Here is a 22,100-nt window from a genome sequence, read left to right on the forward strand (position 1 = left end):
CTGAACCGGCCGTGCCGCCGGTGCCCCCGCCGCCGCAGGGGGACCCGCAGGGTTCGGTTCGGTGGCAGGACCCGGCCACGGCCAAACCGCGCCCGCCGACCGTCGGTGAGGCGCGGGCCCGGGAAAAGGCGCAGAAGGCGCGCGAAGCCGAAGAAGAGATCGAGCGGGTGAAGGCCGAGAAGGCCCGCAAGCGCGCCGCGACCGGCAAGAAGGTGCTCATCGGCTCGGCGGTCGGCGTCGGTGTGGTCGCGGTCGTCGCCGCCGGCTATGCGATCTTCCACCGCGACGATCAGATCAGCGCGTCGTGCGTCAAGGACGGCAGCAACGAAGTGGTGCCGGACAGTTACTGCAGCAGCGGCACGAACTACGGCGGCGGCAGCACGTTCTTGTATATGGGATCGCCGTACCGCTACTACTACGGCGGCTCCAACAGTGGCGTCGGCAGCATCGCGCGCGGGGGCACCCTGACTTTGCCGAAAGGCACGACGGCCACCACGAAATCCGGCACCTCCATCTCGAAGTCCGGCTCATCGGTGTCGCGCGGCGGCTTCGGTTCGTCGAGCCACGGAAGCTCCGGAAGCTGATGCGGCGCGAACGTCACGCCCCGCGGCCGGGGTGGCAGCAGATCATTGCCGGTCAGGGCATGTGCTTCGACACCCCTGCCGCCGATGCGCACGGCAATGCCCGCCCATATTGGGACGAGTCGGTGCATTACGTGTTCGACATGGACGAGGTGCTCTCGATCGAGGCCTCGGTCGAGGTGCTGCACTCGATGTGCCTGGAAGCCGTCGAGAACATCGTGCTGACCGAGCGCTACCGCGACTTCGGGTTGCCGGAGTGGAGCTGGCCGCACATCGAAAAGTCCTGGCGCCGTAGCGATCCGCACCTGTACGGCCGCTTCGATCTGCGGTACGACGGCCGCCGGCCGCCGGTGCTGCTGGAGTACAACGCCGACACCCCGACGTCGCTGCTGGAGGCCGCGATCCTGCAGTGGTACTGGAAGACCGACGTCTTTCCGGCCGACGACCAGTGGAACTCGCTGCACGAGAAGCTGGTGGAGCGTTGGAAGGAAATCCAGGATCGGTTGCCCGGCACCGAAGCCCACTTCACGTGGTCGTCGGCGGACACCAGCGGCGAGGACAACGTCACGCTGGCCTACCTGCAGGAGTGCGCCGCCGAGGCGGGACTGCACACCGTGGGTCTGGCCATCGAGCAACTGGGCTGGGACCGGGATCTGAATCGGTTCGTCGATCTGGAAGACGCCCCGATCTCGACACTGTTCAAGCTGTATCCGTGGGAATGGGTGCTGGACGACGAATTCGGCCGCTACGCGGCCGAATCCCTGCCGGAGACCATGTGGATCGAGCCACTGTGGAAGTCGCTGCTGAGCAACAAGGCCATCCTGGCGGTGCTCTGGGAGATGTATCCGGGACACCCGAATCTGCTGCCGGCGTACATCGATGATCCGCACGAGCTGACCGAATACGTCCGCAAGCCCAAACTCGGACGCGAAGGGGCGAACGTCACGATCGTCGGCGCGGGATACGAAACGCAGACCGGTGGCGTGTACGGCGAAGAGGGCTACGTCTACCAGTTGCTCGATCCGCTACCGCAGTTCGACGACATGCGTCCCGCGCTGGGCGCCTGGATCGTCGGCGACGAATCGGCCGGACTCGGTATCCGAGAGACCTCGGGTCTGGTCACCGACAACGGCGCAGCCTTTGTGCCCCACCGCATCCCGCAGTGACCGGAAGGAAACGAACTTCATGACCCTCACCGCTCTTGGCAACGACTACTGGTCGATCGTCGGGCACGGCGCATCGGCCATCGCGCTGTATGCGATCGTCGGCGGCGCGCTGATGATCCTCGGCTTCTTCGTCATCGACTGGACCACGCCGGGACCGCTGCGCGACCTCGTCCGCTCGGGCCGGCCGAACGCCGCGGCCGTGGCAGCCTCGGGTGTGCTGTCGATGGCCTTCATCGTGGTGCTCGCCATCTACAGCTCGTCGGGTGACCTACTGGGCGGGCTGATCAAGACGGTGGTCTTCGGATTGGTCGGCATTGCGGTCCAAGCACTTTCGGTGCGCCTCATCGGCGCCGTCAAGGGTCTCGACATCGGCGAGATGCTCCACCAGGAGAAGTTCTCGCCCGTCGTGCTCGACGTGGCGGCCTCGTATCTGGCATTCGGCCTGATCGTCGCCGCCGCGATTCTCTGATCGCCGCTACTCGGGCGGCACCAGGCTCGTCAGCGTCTCGCGGAACTGCCGGCGCTGGGTCGGGCTCAGGTCAGCCAGCAAGGCGTCCTCGGCGTCGTGGATTCCGGCGACGGTCTTGCCCAGCAGGGTGCGGCCGGACCGGGTCAGTTCGGTGGGCCGGGACCGCCCGGCCGCGACCGTCGACGGCCGGGTGATCAGCTCGCGGTCCTGCAGCGCACGCACCACGATGTTCATCGCCTGTGGCGATACCCCGACGAACCGTGCCATCTCGGCGTTGGACATGCCGGGGCGGTTGTCCACCATTCGCAGGCAGACGAACTGCGGGAACGTCAGGCCAAGCGGGTCAAGCACATTGGTGGTGATCTCGGCGCGCAGCGCAGTGGCGACTCGGTTGAGCAGATAGCCCAGGGGAGCGTCTTCACCTTCGAACATGTCAATTATATTGACATATATCAACTGCATTGATAAACCGGAGGGATGACCAGACCCTCAGATGCCATGTTCGAAAGCGCGTACCGCGGCGATGCTCCCGAGATGGGTGCCCGGCCGCCGTGGAGCATCGGTAGGCCGCAGCCCGAGATCGCCGCGCTGATCGAGGCCGGCAAGGTGCACGGCGACGTGCTCGACGCCGGCTGCGGCGAGGCCGCCACCGCGATCTACCTGGCCGAGCACGGCTTCACCACAGTGGGTCTGGATCAGTCGGCCACCGCCATCGAACTCGCCCGGGCCGAAGCCGCCCGCCGTGGAGCGCACAACGCCAGCTTCGAGGTCGCCGACATCAGCGACTTCACCGGATACGACGGCCGCTTCGGCACCATCATCGACAGCACGCTGTTCCACTCCATGCCCGTCGAGCTCAGGGACGGCTACCAGCGCTCGATCGTGCGGGCCGCCGCTCCCGGTGCCACGTACATCGTCCTCGTCTTCGACCGCGGCGGCATGCCCGCCGGCCCGGCCAACCCGGTGACCGAGGACGAGCTGCGCGAGGTCGTCGGCAAGTACTGGGTGATCGACGACATCTCTCCCGCCCGGATCCATGGCAACATGCCGGAGAACTTCGGGGCGCCCGGAGCACCCGGCGCCGGTTTCGCCGCCATCGACGTCAAGGACGAACCGAACGGACTCAAGTCGGTTCGCGCGTGGTTGTTGCAGGCGCACCTGGGGTAGTCCGCGCCCATCGGGTTCCACCCTCCTTGCCTCCGGCCCGATCGCCATGAGGCAGGATGGAGCCGCTGCCGATCGCCGGGGCAGCTGTGACGTGTGGGGACCGAAGGAGTCTGATGGCCAGCCCAGACAACGAGGCAGACAACGGTCGACAAGGTTTGATCCGGCCGGCGTACAAGCGGGTGCTGCTCAAGCTCGGCGGTGAGATGTTCGGCGGCGGCGCGGTGGGTCTGGACCCCGACGTCGTCGCTCTGGTCGCCCGGCAGATCGCCGAGGTGGTGCGCGCCGGCGCTCAGGTGGCGGTCGTCATCGGTGGCGGCAACTTCTTCCGTGGTGCGCAGTTGCAGCAGCGCGGCATGGAGCGGACTCGCAGCGACTACATGGGCATGCTCGGTACCGTGATGAACAGCCTTGCGCTGCAGGACTTCCTGCAGAAGGAAGGCATCGACACCCGCGTGCAGACCGCCATCACCATGGGGCAGGTCGCCGAGCCGTACATCCCGCTGCGGGCGCGCCGGCACCTCGAGAAGGGCCGCGTGGTCATCTTCGGCGCCGGCATGGGCCTGCCGTACTTCTCCACCGACACCACCGCCGCGCAGCGCGCGCTGGAGATCGGTGCCGAGGTGGTCCTCATGGCCAAGGCCGTCGACGGTGTGTTCACCGCGGACCCGCGCGAGGTACCCGACGCCGAGATGATCGCCACCATCACCCACCGTGAGGTGTTGGAGCGCGACCTGAAGGTCGCCGATGCCACCGCGTTCAGCCTGTGCATGGACAATGGCATGCCGATGCTGGTCTTCAATCTGCTGACCGAAGGCAATATCGCGCGCGCGGTCGCGGGTGAGAAGATCGGAACGCTGGTCTCCAGCTAGAGCTGGGGCGGGGCGAGCGGGACTGACGGGAGAAAACAAGTGATCGAGGAAACCCTCTTCGATGCCGAAGAGAAGATGGACAAGGCTGTCTCGGTGGCCCGGGACGACCTCGGAGGGATCCGCACCGGGCGAGCCAACCCGGGCATGTTCAACCGGATCAACATCGAGTACTACGGCTCGATGACGCCCATCACCCAGCTGGCGAGCATCAACGTGCCCGAGGCGCGCTTGGTCGTCATCAAGCCCTACGAGGCCAACCAGCTCAAGGCCATCGAGGACTCCATCCGGAACTCGGACCTCGGCGTCAACCCGAGCAACGACGGCAGCGTCATCCGCATCTCCATCCCGCAGCTGACCGAGGAACGCCGCAAGGAACTGGTCAAGCAGGCCAAGGGCAAGGGCGAGGACGCCAAGGTGTCGGTGCGCAACATCCGTCGCAAGGCGATGGACGAGCTGTCCCGGATCAAGAAGGACGGCGAGGCCGGCGAGGACGAGGTCGCGCGCGCCGAAAAGGACCTGGACAAGACCACCGCCACCTACACCGCTCAGATCGACGATCTGGTCAAGCACAAGGAAGGCGAGCTGCTGGAGGTCTAGCACCTCCCAGCCGTGACTTCGTGACCACCGACACCGCTCCGACCGGGGAGCCCAAGAAGACATCGCGCGCCGGGCGCAACCTGCCCGCGGCCATCTCCGTCGGCGTTCTCCTCGGCGGCACCGTCATCGCGACCCTGCTGTTCCTCCCGCAGTTCTGGGTGGCGCTGGTGGCCCTGGCCGTCGCCCTGGCCACCCACGAGGTGGTGCGGCGACTGCGCGAGGGCGGCTATGCCGTCCCGGTCATCCCGCTGCTGATCGGCGGTCAGGCGATGATCTGGCTGACCGTGCCGTACCGGGAAGCCGGGGCGCTGGGTGCGTTCGGCGCGACGGTCGCGTTGTGCATGATCTGGCGGCTGCTGTCCGGCGGGCTGAAGGCCGCGCCGGTGAACTACACGCGCGACGTCTCGGTGACGATCTTCCTGGCCGCCTGGGTGCCACTGTTCGGTGCCTTCACGGCGCTGCTGATCTATCCGCACCAGGGTGGCTACCACGAAGGCGCCATGCAGGTGTTCTGCATGATGCTGGGCGTCGTGGCCTCCGATATCGGCGGTTACACCGCGGGCGTGCTGTTCGGTAAGCACCCGATGGTGCCGGCGATCAGCCCGAAGAAGTCCTGGGAGGGCTTCAGCGGGTCGCTGCTGTTCAGCATCATCGTCTCGGTGTTGTCGGTGCACTACCTGGCCGACCGGCCGCTGTGGGTCGGCGTGCCGCTCGGCATCATGCTCGTCATCACCGGAACCCTCGGCGACCTGGTGGAGTCGCAGGTCAAACGCGACCTGGGGATCAAGGACATGGGCACTCTGCTGCCTGGTCACGGCGGTCTGATGGACCGGATCGATTCGATTCTGCCGTCTGCAGTGGCGGCGTGGCTGGTGCTGGAGCTGCTGGCCTGACGGTCCGCGCCACGGCCCGCGAATTGAGCCAACAGGCCAGCGCGCCGAGCGCCAGACCGACCACCACGCCGAGGTCGGGCCGTTGGCCCAGCAGCAGCCACGACAGCACGCCGGCGATCGCCGGGATCACCGCGAACAGCATGGCCACCGCGGCGGCGCCGTAACGGTCGATCGCGCGGACGTACATCGTCATGCACAACGTCGCGTTGAGCAGCACCACGGCTCCCACTGCCAGGACGGCGGTATGCAGGTTGGTCACCGTACACGGCATGAAGGCGGCGAGGATCGCCACCGGAACCAATGACGCCGCGTTCTGCACCGCGGCGGTGGCGCGGAAGTCCACGCCGCGGCAGAACCGCTGTTGGTAGACGCCGCCCGAGGCCAGGGCCAGCAGCGAGACGACCAGCAACACGATCACCATGTCGACGCCGCCGACCATGAGCAACCGCTGGGCGCACGCGGCCAGCACCGCCAGCGCGCCCAGGACCAGGGCGACGATGCGCATGGCGGTCAGTCGTTCGCCCAGGAACACCGCGGCGAGCAGCGCGGTGGCGACGGGGTTCATCGAGATGACGACGGCGCCCAGTACCGCGGGGGCACCGTGCATCAGCGCCAGGTACAGGCAGATGAACTGCACGGCCTGGGTGAGCAGGCCGCTGATCACGACGTGCACCAGCCGGGTCCCAGTGGGCCATTTCACACGCGCGGCCAGTGCCCAGGTGGTCAGAATCGCGGCCGCGAGGCCGAATCGGAACACCAGCGTCGCCATGGGTGTCAGGGCCGAAACAGCAAGGGCCCCAATGGGATAACCCAACGCGTAGACAAAGGCCAGGAGTGACGCGGGACGGGGTGGCATGGGCCCATGGTGAGTGTTCGTCGGCCCGGGGTCCAATGATTTTCGTCTGTGATTTCTTCTGGGGGGTCCGGTCGATGCGATACTGGAGCCCGTTATGGCCGTTTCCCTTCCTCTGGTTTTCGATGCACCGCGGCGCGGTATGCCCCCGCGGCACTTGGCCGACCTCGACGCCGACGGCCGGGTCGAGGCCGTCGCCGAGCTGGGATTGCCCAAATTCCGGGCCAAGCAGCTGGCCAACCAGTACTACGGCCGGCTGATCGCCGATCCGCGTGAGATGACCGATCTGCCCGCCGCGGTGCGCGATCAGGTGGCGTCGGCGCTGTTCCCCGACCTGATCTCGCCGGCGAAACAGATTCAGTGCGACGCAGGGGAGACCCGCAAGACGCTGTGGCGCGCGGTGGACGGCACAACGTTCGAGTCGGTGCTGATGCGCTACCCGCAGCGCAACACCGTCTGCATCTCGTCGCAGGCCGGCTGTGGCATGGCCTGCCCGTTCTGCGCGACCGGTCAGGGTGGTCTGAAGCGGAATCTCTCGACTGCGGAAATCCTGGAGCAGGTGCGGTCGGCGTCGGCGGCATTACGAAACGAACACTTCGGTGGAATTGCCGGCACCGCCGGCGGTGGCCGGCTGTCCAACATCGTCTTCATGGGCATGGGCGAGCCGCTGGCCAACTACAACCGCGTGGTGGCGGCCGTCCGAAGAATTACTGCATCACCTCCTGACGGTTTCGGGATCAGCGCCCGGTCGGTGACGGTCTCGACCGTCGGCTTGGCACCGGCGATCCGCAAGCTCGCCGACGAAAAGCTGGGCGTCACACTGGCCGTGTCGCTGCACACCCCGGACGACGAACTGCGCGACACCCTGGTTCCGGTCAACAACCGGTGGAAGGTCTCGGAAGTCCTTGACGCCGCACGGTATTACGCCGACGTGACCGGTCGTCGAGTATCGGTGGAGTACGCACTGATTCGCGACGTCAACGATCAGCCTTGGCGGGCAGACCTTTTGGGCAAGAAGCTGCACCGGGCGCTCGGTCCGCTGGTGCACGTGAACCTGATTCCGTTGAACCCGACTCCCGGCAGCGAATGGGACGCCAGCCCGAAGCCCGTCGAGCGCGAGTTCGTGCGCCGCGTGCAGGCCGCCGGCGTGTCATGCACGGTGCGTGACACGCGCGGGCGTGAAATCGCCGCTGCGTGTGGGCAATTGGCGGCGGAGAGCTAGCCGGTCAGCGCAAACCGACGGCATGACGCAATTGCGCCAGCAGTTGGTCGGTGTCGTCGCTGCGGACCAGGTAGTGCGATATCGCGATCCGGATCGCGGTGGCCGCCTTCAACTCGGCGTTCGGCCCGGAGAGTAGTTGTTGCAATCGGTTCCGCATGGTCGGCAGAACATTCGGCAGCTGGGCGAGCACCGCTTCGGGCTCGATGTCGATGACGCGCACGCCGGAATAGGTCTTCTGATACTGCACGATGAATTGCAGTGCGGCATCGAGCTTTTCGTTGCCCCGCAGTCCTTCGGTGGCCGCGCTCATGCCGTCGACGAACAATTCGCGTTCGTACCGCCCGAACGACTCGAGCAGCGCCTCCTTGGAGGCGAACCAGCGGTACAGGGTCGGGCGCGAGACACCGGCCTGCGTCGCGACCTCGGACAGGCTGAGCTTCGTCTGTCCCTGACGGGCAAGCACTTCCGCGGTTGCCACCAGGATCCGGCTCGGGGTCGAGGCGTCCTCGACGGAGCCGTTCTGGGCGCTCGCGGTACTGTCCACGAAACCGATGGTACTACTCGGTAACTTAGTCGACGGTTCCGGTGAGTCCGAGATCGGCCAGCGCCTTGCGCGTGGAATCTGCCAGTGCTGCTTTGGTGTTCGGGTCGCCCGGTTCCCAGGCGGTGACCGTCACGCTGATCGACGTCGAGGTCTGGCTGAACACCAGGAACAGGTGACCGTTCAAGCGTTCGAGGTCCACCGGCGTCAGTCCCGGCTCGACCAGGCGGGCCTGGAACCTGTCGGCGTCGGTGCCGTCGGGCCGGTTGAACGCGGCGGAGAACAGGCCCAGGTTGGAGCAGCCGATGGGCTTGCCGACCTTGAGCACCATCTTTTCCAGCCGTCGCACCGCGAACTTCGGGACCAGAGGGGTGAGGGGCAGCGGCGTGAGCATCATGCGGGTCCACTCGTCGACACCGGCGAGCTCGCGCTTGATCTCTCCCCGCAGCTCGCTGAGGTCGGTGCTGACTTTCTCGGGGTCCGCCATCACGGTGATGGTGCTGAGCGCGTTGCCCCGGGTGTCGCCCTCGGTGCGGATATTGACCGGGAACGAGAGCATGGCCCGGCCGTCCTCGCCCAACCGTCCCACGACCTGTCCGATCCGGGCGCCGAGCGCGGCGAACAGCACATTGCTGGTGCCGCCAAGGGCTTTCGCGCGCTGGTGCCACTCATCGAGGTCGAGATAGATGGTGACGAAAGGCGGCGTCACGGGCGTCGTGATCCCACTGGACACCGGCGCCGTCACCGATTTGGCCGATGCGGCGAGATCGCCCTTCTGGTCGCGGGCGATCTTCACGGCCCCGACGACGGCCTTGAACCAACCGGGCACCGAGCGCAGCGTCTGGCCGAGATCTTCGCGCAGCGCTTCGCGCCGGGTCCGGGACGCGGGGATCGGGTAGCCGAGTTCGCGGGGTTCGCCGTTGACGGCGTCGGCGACGGCTTCGGCGACGGCCAGGCCGTCACCGACGGTGTGCGACACCACGAGCGACACGGCCGCGCCGCCACCTTCGAGTTGCTGCACGCCGAGGTGCCACGGCGGCCCGTGTTCCGGGTCGACCGGGATGTAACCACGTTCGTTGACCCAGTCGTCGAGCTCGGCGACCGGCCGGGGCTCGGTGGCGATGTCGAGGTCGAGTGGTCCTGTCGAACGCACCCACCGGTGGCGGCCGAACGGCAGCGGCGACCGTTCGATCCGGCGGCCCAGCAGACCGCCGCTACCGAGATTGCGGTGCAGGCGGCGCAGTCCATCGAGGTCGACCGGGCGCTCGTAGATCCAGGTGTATTGGATGAGCGGGCCACGGCCCAGCGCCCGTAAGCCGGTGAAGGAGGCTTGATCTCCCAGGTCGATCGTGTTGTCGGCTACGGTCATGTCGCGAATGTTACCCAGCCCACAATATTTCGCTGCGCGAGCCTGTGTGTTGTCTGGGGAGGCGCTGACGTTGCGAATTCTCTCGGGTGGTTCGGCGCGCTATGATGGATTGACAATTTCTTCAATCCATCAATTAGGGGTGCGGCACATGGTCGACAGCGTGCTCGATGGTCCCGAACGGCCGCTGTATGAGATCAAGGCGAACCTCTTCAAGGCGCTGGCTCATCCGGCCCGCATCAGGGTCCTGGAGATTTTGTCGACCTCAGACGGCCCGACACCCGTGAGCGACATCCTCGCGGCCAGCGACATCGAACCGACACTGCTCTCACAGCATCTGGCCGTGCTCAAACGTCACCACGTGGTCAGCGGGTATCGGACCGGCAACGCGGTGTACTACACGCTGGCGCACCCCAAGATCGCCGAACTGCTGCTCATCGCGCGGACGTTCCTCGCCGATACCCTTGCCGCGCAACGGGATCAGCTCGACGCCGTCGGCTCGCTGCCGCCGATCGGCACCAGCAGATGACCATTGTCGCCGGCGGGCGCATCGCCCGGTTGCTGCCGTCGCGCGCCGACTATGCCGGTCTGCGCGGCTCGTGGCGCCGTGATGTCGCCGCCGGGGTGACGGTCGGGGTGGTCGCGTTGCCGCTCGCGCTGGCGTTCGGTATCAGCTCGGGTGTCGGTGCGGCGGCCGGTTTGGTCACCGCAATCGTGGCGGGGCTGGTGGCCGCGGTGTTCGGCGGATCGCACGTTCAGGTGTCGGGTCCGACCGGGGCGATGACGGTGGTCCTGGCGCCGATCGTGGCCCAGTACGGACTGGGCAGCGTGGCCGCGGTGACCATCCTGGCCGGGGTGATCGTCGTGGTGGCCGGCATCACCGGCGTGGGGCGCGCGGTGACCTTCATTCCGTGGCCGGTGATCGAAGGATTCACCCTCGGCATCGCCGTGATCATTTTCCTGCAGCAGGTCCCGGCCGCATTCGGGCAGGCGGCACCCGCTGGACGATCCCCTCTGGTGGCCGCGGGCGTCGTCCTCTCGCACATCGACATGGGTGTGGCGCGGCCGGCCCTTCTCGTCACCGCGCTGGTGGCGGTGCTGATGATCGTGCTGCCCAGGATTCATCCAGCGGTGCCGGCGTCGCTGGTGGCCGTTGTCGCGGCGACCGCGCTGGTGGCGGGCAGCGGATTGTCCGCGCTCCGGATCGGGGAGCTGCCGTCGCGGCTGCCCGCACCCGTCTGGCCACACGCCGACCTCGCGGTGCTGCACGCGCTGTTCGGCGCGGCACTGGCGATCGCCGCACTGGCCGCCATCGAGTCGCTGCTGTCGGCGCGGGTCGCGGCGACGATGTCCCCGACCGGGCCCTATGACCCGAACCGCGAACTGGTCGGACAGGGACTGGCGTCGGTAGCCTCCGGGGTCTTCGGCGGCATGCCGGCCACCGGCGCCATCGCTCGCACCGCAGTCAACGTGCGGTCCGGCGCGCGGACCCGGGTCGCGGCGATCGTGCACTCGGTGGTGCTGCTTGCGGTGGTGTACCTGGTCAGCGGACTGGTCGGGACCATCCCGCTGGCGGCGCTCTCGGCGGTGTTGATGGTGACGGCGTTTCGGATGATCTCGCCGCACACGGTCACGCGGATTCTGCGGTCCACGCGTTCGGATGCGGTGACGTTTCTGCTGACCGCAACTGTCACAGTCTGTTTCGACCTCATCCAGGCCGTCGAGATCGGTATCGCGGCCACGGCGCTGTTCGCGCTGCGCGCGCTGGCCGGGCGCAGCAGTGTCACGCGCGAGGACTTGCCGGGACCCCAGGTGGCCGGCGACGAGCGCATCGCCCTACTGCGGCTCGACGGGGCGATGTTCTTCGGTGCGGCCGAACGGATTTCAACCGCGATCACCGATGGCAACCATCCCGAGACAGCGGTCGTCATCATCAGGCTGTCGCAGCTCGGCATGCTCGACGCCACCGGCGCGCACACTCTGACGCAGATCATCGAAGACCTTGAGGCGCGGGGGATTACCGTGATCATCAAAGGCGTCCGGCCCGAGCACCGCGACCTCCTGGCAGGTGTCGGCATCATCGACGCCCTGCGCCATGAGAACCATCTCATCGAGAACCTGGACGATGCCGTCGCCCACGCCCGCAGCCACACCTCCCGGTAGCGCTTCGAAAACCCATCTAAGTAAGAGGAAACCCGATATGAGCCTGACCGACCACGCGCGCCCCGACGACGACGTCGCTGTCGATGCCACCGCCGCACACCGCGTCATCGGCGCACCTGCCGGCGGACACGCCGTGCGAAAGTCGGCGTCCGAGGTGCGCCCGGGCTCGGGTGTCCTGGTGATCACCCGCGGCCCCGGCGCGGCCGGGCGGTTCCTGCTTGCCGACGACGTCGTCGCAGCCGGCCGGCATCCCGACAGTGCCGTGTTTCTCGACGACATCACCGTCAGCCGCAATCACGCCGAAATCCGTTGGCTGGACGACGAATACTGGATCATCGACGCCGGCAGCCTGAACGGCACCTACGTCAACGGAATCCAGGTCCAGTCGCTCCCGCTCACCAGTGGTGACGAAATCCAGATCGGTAAGTTCCGGCTGACCTTCACCTGTCAACAGCACGACCGGTGACCGGGCCGGACCGATCGGAGCGGTTCGCCGATCGGTGGCGTACATAATGTGCCAGTGGATGAGCAGTCGCCCGACAGGGTTGTGAGCAAGGAAGCCGCCATCGGACCGGAGGCCCGGTTGTCGTGGCTGCTGTCGTGGTTGGCGGGCATGATCGGCGCGGTTGCGTTCCTGCACAGCGCCGGATACTTCGTCACCTTCATGACGGGCAACACCGAACGGGCCGTGCTCGGCTGGTTCGACGTCGCCGAACGGCAGAAGGTGTCCGGGGCCGGTCCGCAGGCGGCGTTGTGGTTGATGGCCTGCTTCGTGGCGGGGGTGTTCGTCGCGTCGTTCCTGCGGCGCCGGTACTGGCAGAACCATCCGCACGGTGCCACCGCCTTGGTCACCATCGGCCTGTTGGTCGCTTCCGTGGTCGAGTTGTACGAGGACGGCTGGTACTACGAGGACGTCAACTTCACCGGCATCCTGATCATCTGTTTCTCGGTCGGCGCGCTGAACACCAGTTTCGTCAAGAACGGCGAGGTGGCCGTGCCACTGAGTTACGTCACCGGCACGGTCGTCAAGCTGGGGCAGGGGCTGGAACGCCACATCTGCGGCAAGGGCACCGTCTATGACTGGCTCGGCTACTTCGCCCTGCTGTCGTCGTTCATGATCGGGGCGGCCGTGGGTGGTGGGCTGGCGGACCGCATCACCGGCCCCCAGCTCATCGGTACGGTCGGATTGATCTGCGGCGCAACGACACTCGTCACGTTCTTCCATTCGGACAAGAGGCACCGGGAGCCCGAGGCCGCGGCCTAGGGCCAGTCAACGACAAAGGCCACGAACTCCGAAGCGTTCGTGGCCTTTGTTCGTGAAGAACTACTCAGCGGATCCAGCCGCGACGACGCAGCCACCAGCCGCGGATCACGATGACGAACAGCAGGAGCGAGAACCCGATCAGCCAGGCGTCCTCGACGTGGCCGACGTGGTTGCCGCGCAGCATCACCAGCAGGAAGATGGCGGACAGGATGCCGCCGGCCTGAATGACGCCGCGGTTCATCTTCGACCAGCCCCACTCGGCGGAGGGGACGTCTTCGACATCGACGCCGGTGCTTCGTTCGACCTCGGTGGTGGCCACGGCTACTCCTTAACGATCCGATGGATTGCCGACATTCTTACATACGACGCTCGGTCGTATTTGTCGGCGGCCGCGTCGAACGTCAAACGGCGGCGTCAAGGTGGTGCTTGCGATGACACCATGATGGTGTCAATATGGTGTCATGGATCTGCAACCGTATGTCGACGGGGTTCGGCTGGAGTTGGAAATCGCTGCTGCGGCCGGCGGCGAAGCGGCAGCCGAACTTGCCGAACGGCTCAGCGCCCCGCTCGATTCCGCGCTACGCCTGGCGTTGCTCGAGGCGCTCTCCGAAGCGGCCGAGCACATCACCCGTGAATTGGCGCCGGCGTCGGTCGACGTGCGATTACGCGGCCGCGACCCGGAATTCGTCGTGACCGCGCCGGCCGACACAGAACCCGGCCCGCCGGCCGTGGCGGATGCGGACCAATCCGAGGACACCTTCGCCGCGCCCGACGACGGCGGGACGTGGCGGGTCACCCTCCGGCTGCCCGAAGGACTCCGTGGCGGCGTCGACGCCGCGGCCCGCCGCGACGGGCTGTCGGTCAACGCCTGGATCGTGCGTGCCGTCGGTGCCGCGTTGGGCAGCCCGTCGCCACGCGGCCGCAAGCACGGCAACACCGTCACCGGCTGGGTCCGCTGACTACGTCGCACCAGAACACAACCACCGATAGGAGAGAACAATGCCAACTTTTCCGACGCCCGATCCCATCGCCGCCTCGGTCCAACTCGTAGCCGGCGCGGTGCGCATCGCGGCCGCCGAGCGGGATGACACGGAGGTGCAGGTCTCGCCTCGTGACCCGATGCGGGCGGCCGACGTCCGCGCCGCCGAGCAGGCGCACGTCGACTTTTCCCACGGCGCGCTGACCGTCCTCGTCGGCCGGAAGCTGCTGTCGCTGGGCCGCGGCGGCGCCGTCAACGTGGACATCGCGTTGCCGGCGGGATCGCGGCTCTCGGTCGCGGTGGCGTCGGCTGATCTGCACGTCGCCGGAACCGTGGCGGACTGCCGGTTCGACGCGGCAAGCGGCAACGCTGCCTTCGACTCGGTGGAGGGAAACATCAAGGCCGCCACCGCCTCCGGTGACATCTCGGCGCACCGGCTGGTCGGCAATGCCAACGTCTCCACCGCGTCGGGAGACCTGACGATCGACGCTCTGGACGGCAACCTGAAGTTCCAGGCCGCCAGTGGTTCGGCGACTGTCGGAACGTTGCGGGGCGGCGTCAACAGCCGGACGGCGTCCGGATCCCTGACGGTGACCGGCGCAGAGTCCGGATCGGTGTCCGTCGCGACGGCCAGTGGCCAGGTCGAGGTCGGCATCGCACAGGGCACCGCCGCGAACCTCGACCTCGACAGCCGCTCCGGGGACGTGCGCAGCGATCTGGCTCCCACCGCAGGCCCCGAGCACGATGACCGGCGGCTGACGGTGCACGCGCGGACCGCTTCCGGTGACATCGCCATCCGGCGCGCCACGGCCGTACCGGCCTGAGCGCTGTGCCGAATGTGGCGCTCCGGTGAACCCGATGTGCCACCGCTGACGCCGAAGCCCCGATCGGGCGGCACAATAGAGAAGTGAGTGAGCGGCTACGAGTCCTGGTGCTCGGCAGTACCGGGTCGATCGGTACCCAGGCCCTGGAGGTGATCGCCGCCAACCCCGACCGGTTCGAGATCGTCGGTCTGGCGGCCGGCGGCGGCAACGCGGAGCTGCTGGCCCGGCAGGCGGCCGAGACGGGCGTCACCAACATCGCGGTGGCCGACCCGGACGCGCCTGTCGAGGCCACCTACCGCGGCCCCGACGCCGCCACCCGGCTGGTCGAGGACACCGAGGCGGACGTCGTCCTGAACTCACTGGTCGGCGCCCTCGGTTTGAAGCCGACGCTGGCCGCGTTGAATTCGGGCGCCCGGCTCGCGCTGGCGAACAAGGAGTCGCTGGTCGCCGGTGGACCGCTGGTGCTCAAGGCGGCGCAGCCCGGGCAGATCGTGCCCGTCGACTCCGAGCACTCGGCGCTGGCGCAGTGCCTGCGGGGCGGCACGGGTGACGAAGTGGCCCGGCTGGTGCTCACGGCATCGGGCGGGCCGTTCCGTGGCTGGTCGGCGGCGGCGCTCGAAGACGTCACACCCGAGCAGGCCGGCGCCCATCCGACCTGGTCGATGGGGCCCATGAACACTCTGAACTCGGCGTCACTGGTCAACAAGGGCTTGGAGCTCATCGAGACCCACCTGCTGTTCGGCATCGACTATGACCGCATCGACGTCGTGGTGCACCCGCAGTCCATCGTGCACTCGATGGTCACGTTCACCGACGGCTCGACGCTGGCGCAGGCCAGCCCGCCCGATATGAAGCTGCCCATCGCGCTGGCGCTGGGCTGGCCGGCCCGCGTCCCGGGCGCCGCCCTGGCGTGTGACTGGACCACGGCCTCGACCTGGGAATTCGAGCCGCTCGACGACGATGTCTTCCCGGCGGTCCGGCTGGCCCGCGAGGCCGGCACCCGCGGTGGTTGCCTGACCGCGGTCTACAACGCCGCCAACGAGGAAGCAGCAGAGGCCTTCCTCCAGCGCCGTATCGGTTTCCCGGCGATCGTGCGGACCGTTGCCGACGTGCTGGGCGCTGCGGATCAATGGGCCGCCGAACCCGCTACCGTGGAAGACGTACTTGATGCGCAGGATTGGGCCCGGGACCGGGCGCGGCGCACCATCGCACAGGAGGTTGTGCCCGCCCGATGATGTTCGTGATCGGTATTGCGCTCTTCGCGCTGGCCATTCTGGTGTCGGTGGCCCTGCACGAGTGCGGCCACATGTGGGTGGCCCGGGCCACCGGAATGAAGGTGCGGCGGTACTTCGTCGGTTTCGGACCGACACTGTGGTCCACGCACCGGCCCAACCGGCTCGGCACCACTGAATACGGCCTCAAGGCCGTGCCGCTGGGCGGCTTCTGCGACATCGCGGGCATGACGTCCGTCGACGAGATCGCGCCGCAGGACGAGCCGTACGCGATGTACAAGCAGAAGGTATGGAAGCGCGTCGCCGTGCTGTTCGCCGGACCCGCGATGAACTTCGTCATCGGACTGGTGCTGATCTACGGCATCGCGGTCACGTGGGGCCTGCCGAACCTGCACCCCACGACCACCGCGGTGATCGGCGAGACCGCTTGTGTGGCGCCGCAAATCGCGAAGACGGGCGACAACCCGTTCGGTCCGTGCCCGCATCCGGGTGCTGGCCCCGCCGCGGCGGCGGGCCTGAAGGCCGGAGACACCGTGGTCAAGGTGGGCGACAAGCCGGTGAGCACGTTCGAGGAGATGGCGAAGGTCATCCGCGGCCTCAGCGGCACTGTGCCGGTCGTCTACGAACGCGGCGGCCAGACGTTCACCACCACCGTCAACGTCGAGCAGACCCAGCGCTACACGGTGAAGGACTCCGACACCGCCGCGACGGTCGGGGCCATCGGCGTCACCGCGGCGCCGCTGCCCGGGCCGACGCAGTACAACGTGCTGACCGCCGTGCCCGCGACCTTCACCTTCACCGGTGACCTGGCCGTCGAACTCGGCAAGTCGCTGGCGAAGATCCCGACCAAGGTCGGTGCGCTGATCCACTCGATCGGCGGTGGCGAGCGCGACAAGGAAACCCCCATCAGCGTGGTCGGGGCCAGCATCATCGGCGGCGATACCGTCGACCACGGGCTGTGGGTGATGTTCTGGTTCTTCCTGGCGCAGCTGAACTTCGTGCTGGGCGCGGTGAACCTGCTGCCACTGCTGCCGTTCGACGGTGGGCACATCGCGGTCGCAGTGTTCGAGAAGCTGCGCAATATGATTCGCGCGTCCCGCGGCAAAGTCGCCGCGGCGCCGGTGAACTACCTCAAGCTGATGCCGGCCACGTATGTGGTGCTGGTCGTGATCGGCGGCTACATGCTGCTGACCGTGACGGCGGACCTTGTGAACCCCATTCGAATCTTCCAGTAGGAGACCGTGATGACCTCCATCGGTTTGGGTATGCCGGGCGTCGGCGAAACGCCGCCGCCACCACCGACTCTGGCCCCGCGCCGGCAGACCCGTCAGCTCATGGTGCGTGACGTCGGCGTCGGCAGCGACTACCCGATCGCCGTGCAGTCGATGTGCACCACCAAGACCCACGACGTGAACTCGACGCTGCAGCAGATCGCCGAGCTGACGGCGTCGGGCTGTGACATCGTGCGCGTGGCCTGTCCCCGGCAGGAAGACGCCGACGCGCTCGCCGAGATCGCCCGGCACAGCCAGATTCCGGTGATCGCCGACATCCATTTCCAGCCGAAGTACATCTTCGCGGCCATCGATGCCGGATGCGCCGCGGTGCGCGTGAACCCGGGCAACATCAAGGAGTTCGACGGCCGCGTCAAGGAGGTCGCCAAGGCCGCCGGCGCCGCGGGCATCCCGATCCGCATCGGTGTCAACGCCGGTTCCCTGGACCCGCGGCTGCTGGAGAAGTACGGCAAGGCCACCCCGGAGGCACTCGTCGAGTCGGCGCTGTGGGAGGCCTCGCTGTTCGAGGAGCACGGCTTCGGCGACATCAAGATCAGCGTCAAGCACAACGACCCGGTGATCATGGTGGAGGCCTACCGCCAGCTCGCCGCCAAATGCGACTACCCGCTGCACCTCGGCGTGACCGAGGCCGGCCCGGCGTTCCAGGGCACCATCAAGAGCGCCGTCGCGTTCGGCGCGCTGCTCAGTGAGGGCATCGGCGACACCATCCGCGTATCGCTGTCCGCGCCGCCGGTCGAAGAGGTCAAGGTCGGCAACCAGATTCTGGAGTCGCTGAACCTGCGGCCGCGCGGCCTGGAGATCGTGTCGTGCCCGTCGTGCGGCCGTGCCCAGGTGGATGTCTACAAACTGGCCAACGCGGTATCGGCCGGCCTCGACGGGCTCGACGTGCCGCTGCGCGTCGCCGTCATGGGCTGCGTGGTGAACGGCCCGGGGGAGGCTCGTGAGGCCGATCTCGGGGTGGCGTCCGGCAACGGCAAGGGTCAGATCTTCGTGCGTGGACAGGTGATCAAGACCGTGCCCGAGTCGCAGATCGTCGAGACCCTGATCGAAGAGGCCATGCGGATCGCGGCCGAGTCGGGCACTGATGCGAGCGGTTCGCCGGTCGTAACCGTAAGCTGAGCACAGTCTTGTGATCGCAGTCACGGACTGGCTCCAATAGCAAACCAGGTCACACTCGCAGAAGGTCGGTGAATGTCGGCACCTCCACTATTCCGGATCGCAGATGCGCGCCGGATATCTGTGGTGCGCGAAGTGGCCCAGGTGCAGCAGGTCTTCGATGAGGATCCCGTGGGCACCTGCATGGTGGCCGCCCGGGTGGCAGACCACGGCCTCGATCCGGTGGCGATCGGCGGCGAGCTGTGGACCCGCAGCCAGCCCACCGAGTCGCTGTGCTTCGCCGGGGTGAACCTGATCCCGATGCGGGGGACCGCGGCCGACATGATGGTGTTCGCCGACAAGGTGATGAGTGCGCCGCGGCGGTGTTCGTCGCTGGTGGGCCGCGCCGAGCTGGTGCTGCCGATGTGGCAGCAGTTGGCTCAGGTGTGGGGCCCGGCCCGCGAGGTCCGGGACTGCCAGCCGCTGCTGACCCTGTCCGGCACCCCGCAATGCGCGGTCGATCCGGCGGTACGTCCGGTGCGAATGGACGAGTTGGACGCGTATGTCGTTGCGGCAGTGGACATGTTCATCGGCGAGGTAGGGGTTGACCCGCGCATGGGCGACGGCGGCCGCGGCTACCGCCGCCGGCTGGCGGGGCTGATCGCGGCCGGCCGGGCCTGGGCGCGGTTCGAGGACGGCCAGGTCGTGTTCAAGGCCGAGATCGGCGCCCAGACGTCGCGGGTCGGTCAAATCCAGGGCGTGTGGGTACACCCGGACTGGCGCGGGCGCGGCCTCGGTGCGGCGGGCACCGCAACGCTGGCGGCCGCGGTGCTGCGCAGCGGGCGGACGGCCAGCCTCTACGTCAACGACTTCAACGCCCCCGCCCGGGCGATCTACCGGCGCATCGGGTTCAACCAGTTGGGCACCTACGCCACGGTGTTGCTGGACTGACGCTGATCTGCGGCCCTCGGCGCCGAGGGTTCAGGCGTACCGGGCCGGCCGGCCCTGGAGCGAATCGCGGCCAGCGCGCAGAGGATGACGGCGATGCCGCCGACCACGGTCGGCCAGGTGAGTCGTTCGTGGAGCAACAGCGTGGCCCAGAGAATGCTCATGACCGGCTGCGTCAGTTGGGTTTGGCTGACTTGTGCCATCGGCCCGATCGCCAGCCCGCGGTACCACGCGAAGAATCCGAGGAACATGCTGACCGCCGCGAGATAGGCGAAGGCCGCCCATTCGGTGGCACCTGCGACCGGCGGTCTACCCGCCACGGATACGCAGGTCAGGGCCACCATTAGTGGCGACGAGACCACCAGCGCCCACGAAACCGTCTGCCATGCACCGAGTTCACGGGCCAGCAGGCCGCCTTCGGCGTAACCTACCGCCGCGGCAACCACGGCGCCGAGCAGTAGGAGGTCCGAGGTCTGGAGCACGCCTATGCCGCCGCCTTGCAGCCCGGCGAAGACCACAGCCGCGACCGCGCCGAGGGTGGCGGCGATCCAGAAGGGAGTCGCCGGCCGTTCCCCGGTCCGCAGCACTGTCGCAACGGCTGTCGCTGCGGGCAGGACGGCGATGACCACGGCGCCGTGGGACGCCGGAACCGTGGTCAATGCATACGACGTCAGCAGCGGAAAGCCGATGACGACGCCACCGGCCACGATCATCAGACGGCCCCACACGATGCCGCGCGGCAGTGGTTGCCGGGTCAGTGCCAGCGCGCCGGTGGCCAGCAGCGTTGCGACGACTGCGCGACCGGACCCGACGAACAGTGGAGACATCGCCCCGTGCTGGACGACGATGCGGGTCAGCGGGACGGTGAACGAGAACGCGAGGACGCCGAGCACACCCCAGGCGAACCCGGAACGTGGCGATAGCGGGTCCGAATGATTAGCGATAGCGCTACTCTGGTTCTTCATGTTTGACGATAGCAGTAATGCGGGTGCGTCCGGCGTGGGGTTTTTGTCGTCGGACCCGGGCGTCAGGCCAGTTGCGCTGCCAATGCCTGCCCGAGCACCCGCACGCCATCGGTGAAGCGGGCTGGGTCGGTGCCGGTGTAGCTCAGCCGGGTATAGGTGCCGACCGGTTCGGCGGGAAACCATTCCGTGCCCGCGGGAATGAGTACGTCGGCGTTGGCGCAATCGCGCACCAATCGATCCAGGTCGACTTCGTCGGGCAAGCGGGCCCAGAGGTACAGGCCGCCCTGGGGCAGGTGATCCACCACGGCGTGCGGCGCGTGTTCGGCCAGGCAGCTTGCCAGCAGGTCGCGACGCTCGCGCAACTGCCGCCGCAGGGTGCGGAGGTGCGTTCGCCACGCGGGCTGCAGCACGACTTCCAAAGCGGCAGACTGTAATACGCCGCTGACGTACATGGACTCGGCGGCACGGTCGGCGAGGATGCGGTCACGTACCGGACCGCGGGCGATGATCGCGCCGATCCGTACCGCGGGCGACATGCTCTTGGTGAGCGATCGCAGGTACACCACGTGCCCGACATCGTCGTACGCGGCCAGGGGCACGGGGGTGCTGTCGATGCCGAAGTCGTGGGCCCAGTCATCCTCGATCAGGAAGGCACCTTTGTCGCGCACCACTGCCATGACTTGTTCGCGGCGGGCCGGCGACCATTGTGCGCCAGTCGGATTCGCGAAGTTCGGTTGCGCGTAGAACACTCGCGCTCCCGTCTCGGTGAAAGCGCGGGCGAGATCGTCGGGATCCGGGCCGTCGGCGTCGCCGGCGACCGGGGCTATTCGTACATCGGCGTGTGTCGCCGCGAGGATCGCGCCCCAATACGTCGGGGATTCCATCAGTACCGGGTGTCCGGGCCCGACCAGTGCGCGAAATATCGAGCTGAGGCCACTCTGGGTACCGGGGACGACGATGACGTCGCGAGGCGCCGGCGCGGCGATTCCGGCCGGGGTCACCGCCGCCAATTCACCGGCGAACCAGGTCTGCAACTCCGGTAGGCCCGTCACGGGTGGTCGGCTCATGGCTGCGCCCGCCCGTGCGGCCCGGCTCAGCGCGCTCCGGACGGTGCGTTCGGGCAACAGATCGACCGCCGGGAAACCGGAGTGCAACCCGATCGCGTCGTGGGTGGTGTCGCGCAATGCGGCGGGCAGACTCGGCGTCCGGGTGTTGGCGGCGCGCAGCGCGCCGGCTTGCCAATTGAAGCTCAACGGACGCGCGGCGCGGGCGCCCCTGACGAAGCTGCCGGCGCCGGGCCGGCTCTCGACGAGGCCCAGGCCGATCAAGGTCTGCATGGCGCGCTGCACGGTTACCGGGCTGGCCTCGTAACGTGCCACGAGAGCGCGGCTGGACGGCAGCTGTGCACCTGGCGCAGCGTCGCGTATCCACGCGCGCAGGTCGGCGACGATCCGGTCGGCGCTACTGGGCCCCATCGAAAGGATGGTAGCGCTTTCCGTATGCGGTACCTGCTGGAGCCGTTCGGGTGCTCATGTGCGATCGACGGCGGAATCCGGCCCCGAGGATGGATCTCACAAAACTGTCACGGTTCTGTCTCGGTGTGCCTCCGCGCCG

25 protein-coding genes are annotated in these 22,100 nt (G+C 67.7%); 18 read left to right on the top strand and 7 right to left on the bottom strand.

The window, feature by feature from the left end; translation table 11 throughout:
• Positions 1 to 11 precede the first annotated feature (11 nt).
• The 3 genes from ACWW1C_RS10890 to ACWW1C_RS10900 are packed head-to-tail and all read left to right on the top strand — an operon-like array spanning position 12 to position 2,216.
• Entirely contained in the window at positions 12 to 584 is a 573-nt protein-coding gene (locus tag ACWW1C_RS10890) for a hypothetical protein (protein WP_455983439.1), read from the top strand.
• Positions 584 to 1,747, top strand: coding sequence for a glutathionylspermidine synthase family protein (locus ACWW1C_RS10895; RefSeq protein ID WP_455983440.1), 1,164 nt, complete (start codon positions 584 to 586; stop codon positions 1,745 to 1,747). The genes ACWW1C_RS10890 and ACWW1C_RS10895 overlap by 1 nt, the downstream gene beginning before the upstream one ends.
• Positions 1,748 to 1,766: 19 nt before the next feature.
• Entirely contained in the window at positions 1,767 to 2,216 is a 450-nt protein-coding gene (locus ACWW1C_RS10900) for a DUF350 domain-containing protein (protein WP_455983441.1), read from the top strand.
• A 6-nt stretch (positions 2,217 to 2,222) separates the two neighbouring features.
• On the opposite strand, the gene ACWW1C_RS10905 is transcribed toward ACWW1C_RS10900, so the two are convergent.
• Complete coding sequence (locus tag ACWW1C_RS10905; RefSeq protein WP_455983442.1) at positions 2,223 to 2,648, bottom strand: MarR family winged helix-turn-helix transcriptional regulator; 426 nt, start codon at positions 2,646 to 2,648, stop codon at positions 2,223 to 2,225.
• 45 nt (positions 2,649 to 2,693) lie between these two features.
• On the opposite strand from ACWW1C_RS10905, the gene ACWW1C_RS10910 reads away from it, so the two are divergent.
• The 4 genes from ACWW1C_RS10910 to ACWW1C_RS10925 all read left to right on the top strand — a co-directional run bounded on the left by ACWW1C_RS10910 (position 2,694) and on the right by ACWW1C_RS10925 (position 5,742).
• Positions 2,694 to 3,383: a class I SAM-dependent methyltransferase gene (locus tag ACWW1C_RS10910; RefSeq protein ID WP_455983443.1), complete on the top strand. Its 690-nt coding sequence runs from the start codon at positions 2,694 to 2,696 to the stop codon at positions 3,381 to 3,383.
• Between the two features lie 113 nt (positions 3,384 to 3,496).
• On the top strand, positions 3,497 to 4,252 hold the full coding sequence (gene pyrH, locus ACWW1C_RS10915; RefSeq protein WP_455983444.1) for a UMP kinase: 756 nt from the start codon (positions 3,497 to 3,499) through the stop codon (positions 4,250 to 4,252).
• A 39-nt stretch (positions 4,253 to 4,291) separates the two neighbouring features.
• Positions 4,292 to 4,849, top strand: a complete 558-nt coding sequence (gene frr, locus ACWW1C_RS10920; RefSeq protein WP_455983445.1) for a ribosome recycling factor — start codon at positions 4,292 to 4,294, stop codon at positions 4,847 to 4,849.
• A gap of 20 nt (positions 4,850 to 4,869) precedes the next feature.
• Positions 4,870 to 5,742 carry a phosphatidate cytidylyltransferase gene (locus tag ACWW1C_RS10925; RefSeq protein ID WP_455983446.1) on the top strand — a complete coding sequence of 291 codons (873 nt, stop codon included), beginning with the start codon at positions 4,870 to 4,872 and terminating at the stop codon, positions 5,740 to 5,742.
• On the opposite strand, the gene ACWW1C_RS10930 is transcribed toward ACWW1C_RS10925, so the two are convergent.
• The gene (locus tag ACWW1C_RS10930) at positions 5,633 to 6,598 is read right to left on the bottom strand and encodes a DMT family transporter (protein WP_455983447.1); all 966 of its coding nucleotides are present in this window, start codon (positions 6,596 to 6,598) and stop codon (positions 5,633 to 5,635) included. The two genes, ACWW1C_RS10925 and ACWW1C_RS10930, sit on opposite strands and share 110 nt — an antisense overlap.
• Before the next feature lie 94 nt (positions 6,599 to 6,692).
• Here ACWW1C_RS10930 and rlmN point away from each other — a divergent pair, with 94 nt between their 5' ends.
• Positions 6,693 to 7,817, top strand: coding sequence for a 23S rRNA (adenine(2503)-C(2))-methyltransferase RlmN (rlmN, locus tag ACWW1C_RS10935; RefSeq protein ID WP_455983448.1), 1,125 nt, complete (start codon positions 6,693 to 6,695; stop codon positions 7,815 to 7,817).
• Positions 7,818 to 7,821: 4 nt separating this feature from the next.
• On the opposite strand, the gene ACWW1C_RS10940 is transcribed toward rlmN, so the two are convergent.
• Positions 7,822 to 8,361: a TetR/AcrR family transcriptional regulator gene (locus tag ACWW1C_RS10940; RefSeq protein ID WP_455983449.1), complete on the bottom strand. Its 540-nt coding sequence runs from the start codon at positions 8,359 to 8,361 to the stop codon at positions 7,822 to 7,824.
• 25 nt (positions 8,362 to 8,386) lie between these two features.
• The gene (locus ACWW1C_RS10945) at positions 8,387 to 9,727 is read right to left on the bottom strand and encodes a wax ester/triacylglycerol synthase domain-containing protein (protein ID WP_455983450.1); all 1,341 of its coding nucleotides are present in this window, start codon (positions 9,725 to 9,727) and stop codon (positions 8,387 to 8,389) included.
• A 148-nt stretch (positions 9,728 to 9,875) separates the two neighbouring features.
• On the opposite strand from ACWW1C_RS10945, the gene ACWW1C_RS10950 reads away from it, so the two are divergent.
• Genes ACWW1C_RS10950 through ACWW1C_RS10965 form a run of 4 tightly spaced genes read left to right on the top strand, consistent with a single transcriptional unit; the run spans position 9,876 to position 13,151 of the window.
• Entirely contained in the window at positions 9,876 to 10,253 is a 378-nt protein-coding gene (locus ACWW1C_RS10950) for an ArsR/SmtB family transcription factor (RefSeq protein ID WP_455983451.1), read from the top strand.
• On the top strand, positions 10,250 to 11,887 hold the full coding sequence (locus tag ACWW1C_RS10955; protein WP_455983452.1) for a SulP family inorganic anion transporter: 1,638 nt from the start codon (positions 10,250 to 10,252) through the stop codon (positions 11,885 to 11,887). The genes ACWW1C_RS10950 and ACWW1C_RS10955 overlap by 4 nt, the downstream gene beginning before the upstream one ends.
• 37 nt (positions 11,888 to 11,924) lie before the next feature.
• Complete coding sequence (locus tag ACWW1C_RS10960) at positions 11,925 to 12,353, top strand: FHA domain-containing protein (RefSeq protein ID WP_455983453.1); 429 nt, start codon at positions 11,925 to 11,927, stop codon at positions 12,351 to 12,353.
• A gap of 54 nt (positions 12,354 to 12,407) precedes the next feature.
• Entirely contained in the window at positions 12,408 to 13,151 is a 744-nt protein-coding gene (locus ACWW1C_RS10965) for a YoaK family protein (RefSeq protein ID WP_455983454.1), read from the top strand.
• Between the two features lie 64 nt (positions 13,152 to 13,215).
• On the opposite strand, the gene ACWW1C_RS10970 is transcribed toward ACWW1C_RS10965, so the two are convergent.
• Positions 13,216 to 13,470 carry a DUF2631 domain-containing protein gene (locus ACWW1C_RS10970; RefSeq protein WP_455983455.1) on the bottom strand — a complete coding sequence of 85 codons (255 nt, stop codon included), beginning with the start codon at positions 13,468 to 13,470 and terminating at the stop codon, positions 13,216 to 13,218.
• Between the two features lie 142 nt (positions 13,471 to 13,612).
• On the opposite strand from ACWW1C_RS10970, the gene ACWW1C_RS10975 reads away from it, so the two are divergent.
• From ACWW1C_RS10975 to ACWW1C_RS11000, 6 genes are all read left to right on the top strand, one after another.
• Entirely contained in the window at positions 13,613 to 14,110 is a 498-nt protein-coding gene (locus ACWW1C_RS10975) for a histidine kinase (protein WP_455983456.1), read from the top strand.
• A gap of 40 nt (positions 14,111 to 14,150) precedes the next feature.
• Entirely contained in the window at positions 14,151 to 14,954 is an 804-nt protein-coding gene (locus ACWW1C_RS10980; RefSeq protein ID WP_455983457.1) for a DUF4097 family beta strand repeat-containing protein, read from the top strand.
• A gap of 62 nt (positions 14,955 to 15,016) precedes the next feature.
• Positions 15,017 to 16,189: a 1-deoxy-D-xylulose-5-phosphate reductoisomerase gene (gene dxr, locus ACWW1C_RS10985; protein WP_455984232.1), complete on the top strand. Its 1,173-nt coding sequence runs from the start codon at positions 15,017 to 15,019 to the stop codon at positions 16,187 to 16,189.
• On the top strand, positions 16,186 to 17,421 hold the full coding sequence (locus ACWW1C_RS10990; protein WP_455983458.1) for a M50 family metallopeptidase: 1,236 nt from the start codon (positions 16,186 to 16,188) through the stop codon (positions 17,419 to 17,421). Before dxr ends, ACWW1C_RS10990 begins: the two co-directional genes overlap by 4 nt.
• Before the next feature lie 9 nt (positions 17,422 to 17,430).
• Complete coding sequence (gene ispG, locus ACWW1C_RS10995) at positions 17,431 to 18,597, top strand: flavodoxin-dependent (E)-4-hydroxy-3-methylbut-2-enyl-diphosphate synthase (protein WP_455983459.1); 1,167 nt, start codon at positions 17,431 to 17,433, stop codon at positions 18,595 to 18,597.
• A 72-nt stretch (positions 18,598 to 18,669) separates the two neighbouring features.
• Complete coding sequence (locus tag ACWW1C_RS11000) at positions 18,670 to 19,524, top strand: GNAT family N-acetyltransferase (protein ID WP_455983460.1); 855 nt, start codon at positions 18,670 to 18,672, stop codon at positions 19,522 to 19,524.
• On the opposite strand, the gene ACWW1C_RS11005 is transcribed toward ACWW1C_RS11000, so the two are convergent.
• Together ACWW1C_RS11005 and ACWW1C_RS11010 are read right to left on the bottom strand one after the other, a co-directional pair.
• Complete coding sequence (locus ACWW1C_RS11005; protein WP_455983461.1) at positions 19,500 to 20,486, bottom strand: DMT family transporter; 987 nt, start codon at positions 20,484 to 20,486, stop codon at positions 19,500 to 19,502. The genes ACWW1C_RS11000 and ACWW1C_RS11005 overlap by 25 nt on opposite strands.
• Positions 20,487 to 20,548: 62 nt before the next feature.
• Positions 20,549 to 21,961 carry an aminotransferase-like domain-containing protein gene (locus tag ACWW1C_RS11010; protein ID WP_455983462.1) on the bottom strand — a complete coding sequence of 471 codons (1,413 nt, stop codon included), beginning with the start codon at positions 21,959 to 21,961 and terminating at the stop codon, positions 20,549 to 20,551.
• Between the last annotated feature and the right edge of the window lie 139 nt (positions 21,962 to 22,100).

The sequence above is a fragment of the Mycobacterium sp. HM-7 genome, assembly GCF_053852335.1.

Excerpts from the sequence above, each read along its gene's own strand:
- ACWW1C_RS10895 (WP_455983440.1), top strand. The coding sequence starts at position 584 with ATGCGGCGCGAACGTCACGCCCCGCGGCCGGGGTGGCAGCAGATCATT.
- ACWW1C_RS10900 (WP_455983441.1), top strand. The coding sequence starts at position 1,767 with ATGACCCTCACCGCTCTTGGCAACGACTACTGGTCGATCGTCGGGCAC.
- ACWW1C_RS10905 (WP_455983442.1), bottom strand. The coding sequence starts at position 2,648 with ATGTTCGAAGGTGAAGACGCTCCCCTGGGCTATCTGCTCAACCGAGTC.
- ACWW1C_RS10910 (WP_455983443.1), top strand. The coding sequence starts at position 2,694 with ATGACCAGACCCTCAGATGCCATGTTCGAAAGCGCGTACCGCGGCGAT.
- pyrH (WP_455983444.1), top strand. The coding sequence starts at position 3,497 with ATGGCCAGCCCAGACAACGAGGCAGACAACGGTCGACAAGGTTTGATC.
- ACWW1C_RS10930 (WP_455983447.1), bottom strand. The coding sequence starts at position 6,598 with ATGCCACCCCGTCCCGCGTCACTCCTGGCCTTTGTCTACGCGTTGGGT.
- rlmN (WP_455983448.1), top strand. The coding sequence starts at position 6,693 with ATGGCCGTTTCCCTTCCTCTGGTTTTCGATGCACCGCGGCGCGGTATG.
- ACWW1C_RS10945 (WP_455983450.1), bottom strand. The coding sequence starts at position 9,727 with ATGACCGTAGCCGACAACACGATCGACCTGGGAGATCAAGCCTCCTTC.
- ACWW1C_RS10950 (WP_455983451.1), top strand. The coding sequence starts at position 9,876 with ATGGTCGACAGCGTGCTCGATGGTCCCGAACGGCCGCTGTATGAGATC.
- ACWW1C_RS10955 (WP_455983452.1), top strand. The coding sequence starts at position 10,250 with ATGACCATTGTCGCCGGCGGGCGCATCGCCCGGTTGCTGCCGTCGCGC.
- ACWW1C_RS10960 (WP_455983453.1), top strand. The coding sequence starts at position 11,925 with ATGAGCCTGACCGACCACGCGCGCCCCGACGACGACGTCGCTGTCGAT.
- ACWW1C_RS10975 (WP_455983456.1), top strand. The coding sequence starts at position 13,613 with ATGGATCTGCAACCGTATGTCGACGGGGTTCGGCTGGAGTTGGAAATC.
- ACWW1C_RS10980 (WP_455983457.1), top strand. The coding sequence starts at position 14,151 with ATGCCAACTTTTCCGACGCCCGATCCCATCGCCGCCTCGGTCCAACTC.
- ACWW1C_RS10990 (WP_455983458.1), top strand. The coding sequence starts at position 16,186 with ATGATGTTCGTGATCGGTATTGCGCTCTTCGCGCTGGCCATTCTGGTG.
- ispG (WP_455983459.1), top strand. The coding sequence starts at position 17,431 with ATGACCTCCATCGGTTTGGGTATGCCGGGCGTCGGCGAAACGCCGCCG.
- ACWW1C_RS11000 (WP_455983460.1), top strand. The coding sequence starts at position 18,670 with ATGTCGGCACCTCCACTATTCCGGATCGCAGATGCGCGCCGGATATCT.
- ACWW1C_RS11005 (WP_455983461.1), bottom strand. The coding sequence starts at position 20,486 with ATGAAGAACCAGAGTAGCGCTATCGCTAATCATTCGGACCCGCTATCG.
- ACWW1C_RS11010 (WP_455983462.1), bottom strand. The coding sequence starts at position 21,961 with ATGGGGCCCAGTAGCGCCGACCGGATCGTCGCCGACCTGCGCGCGTGG.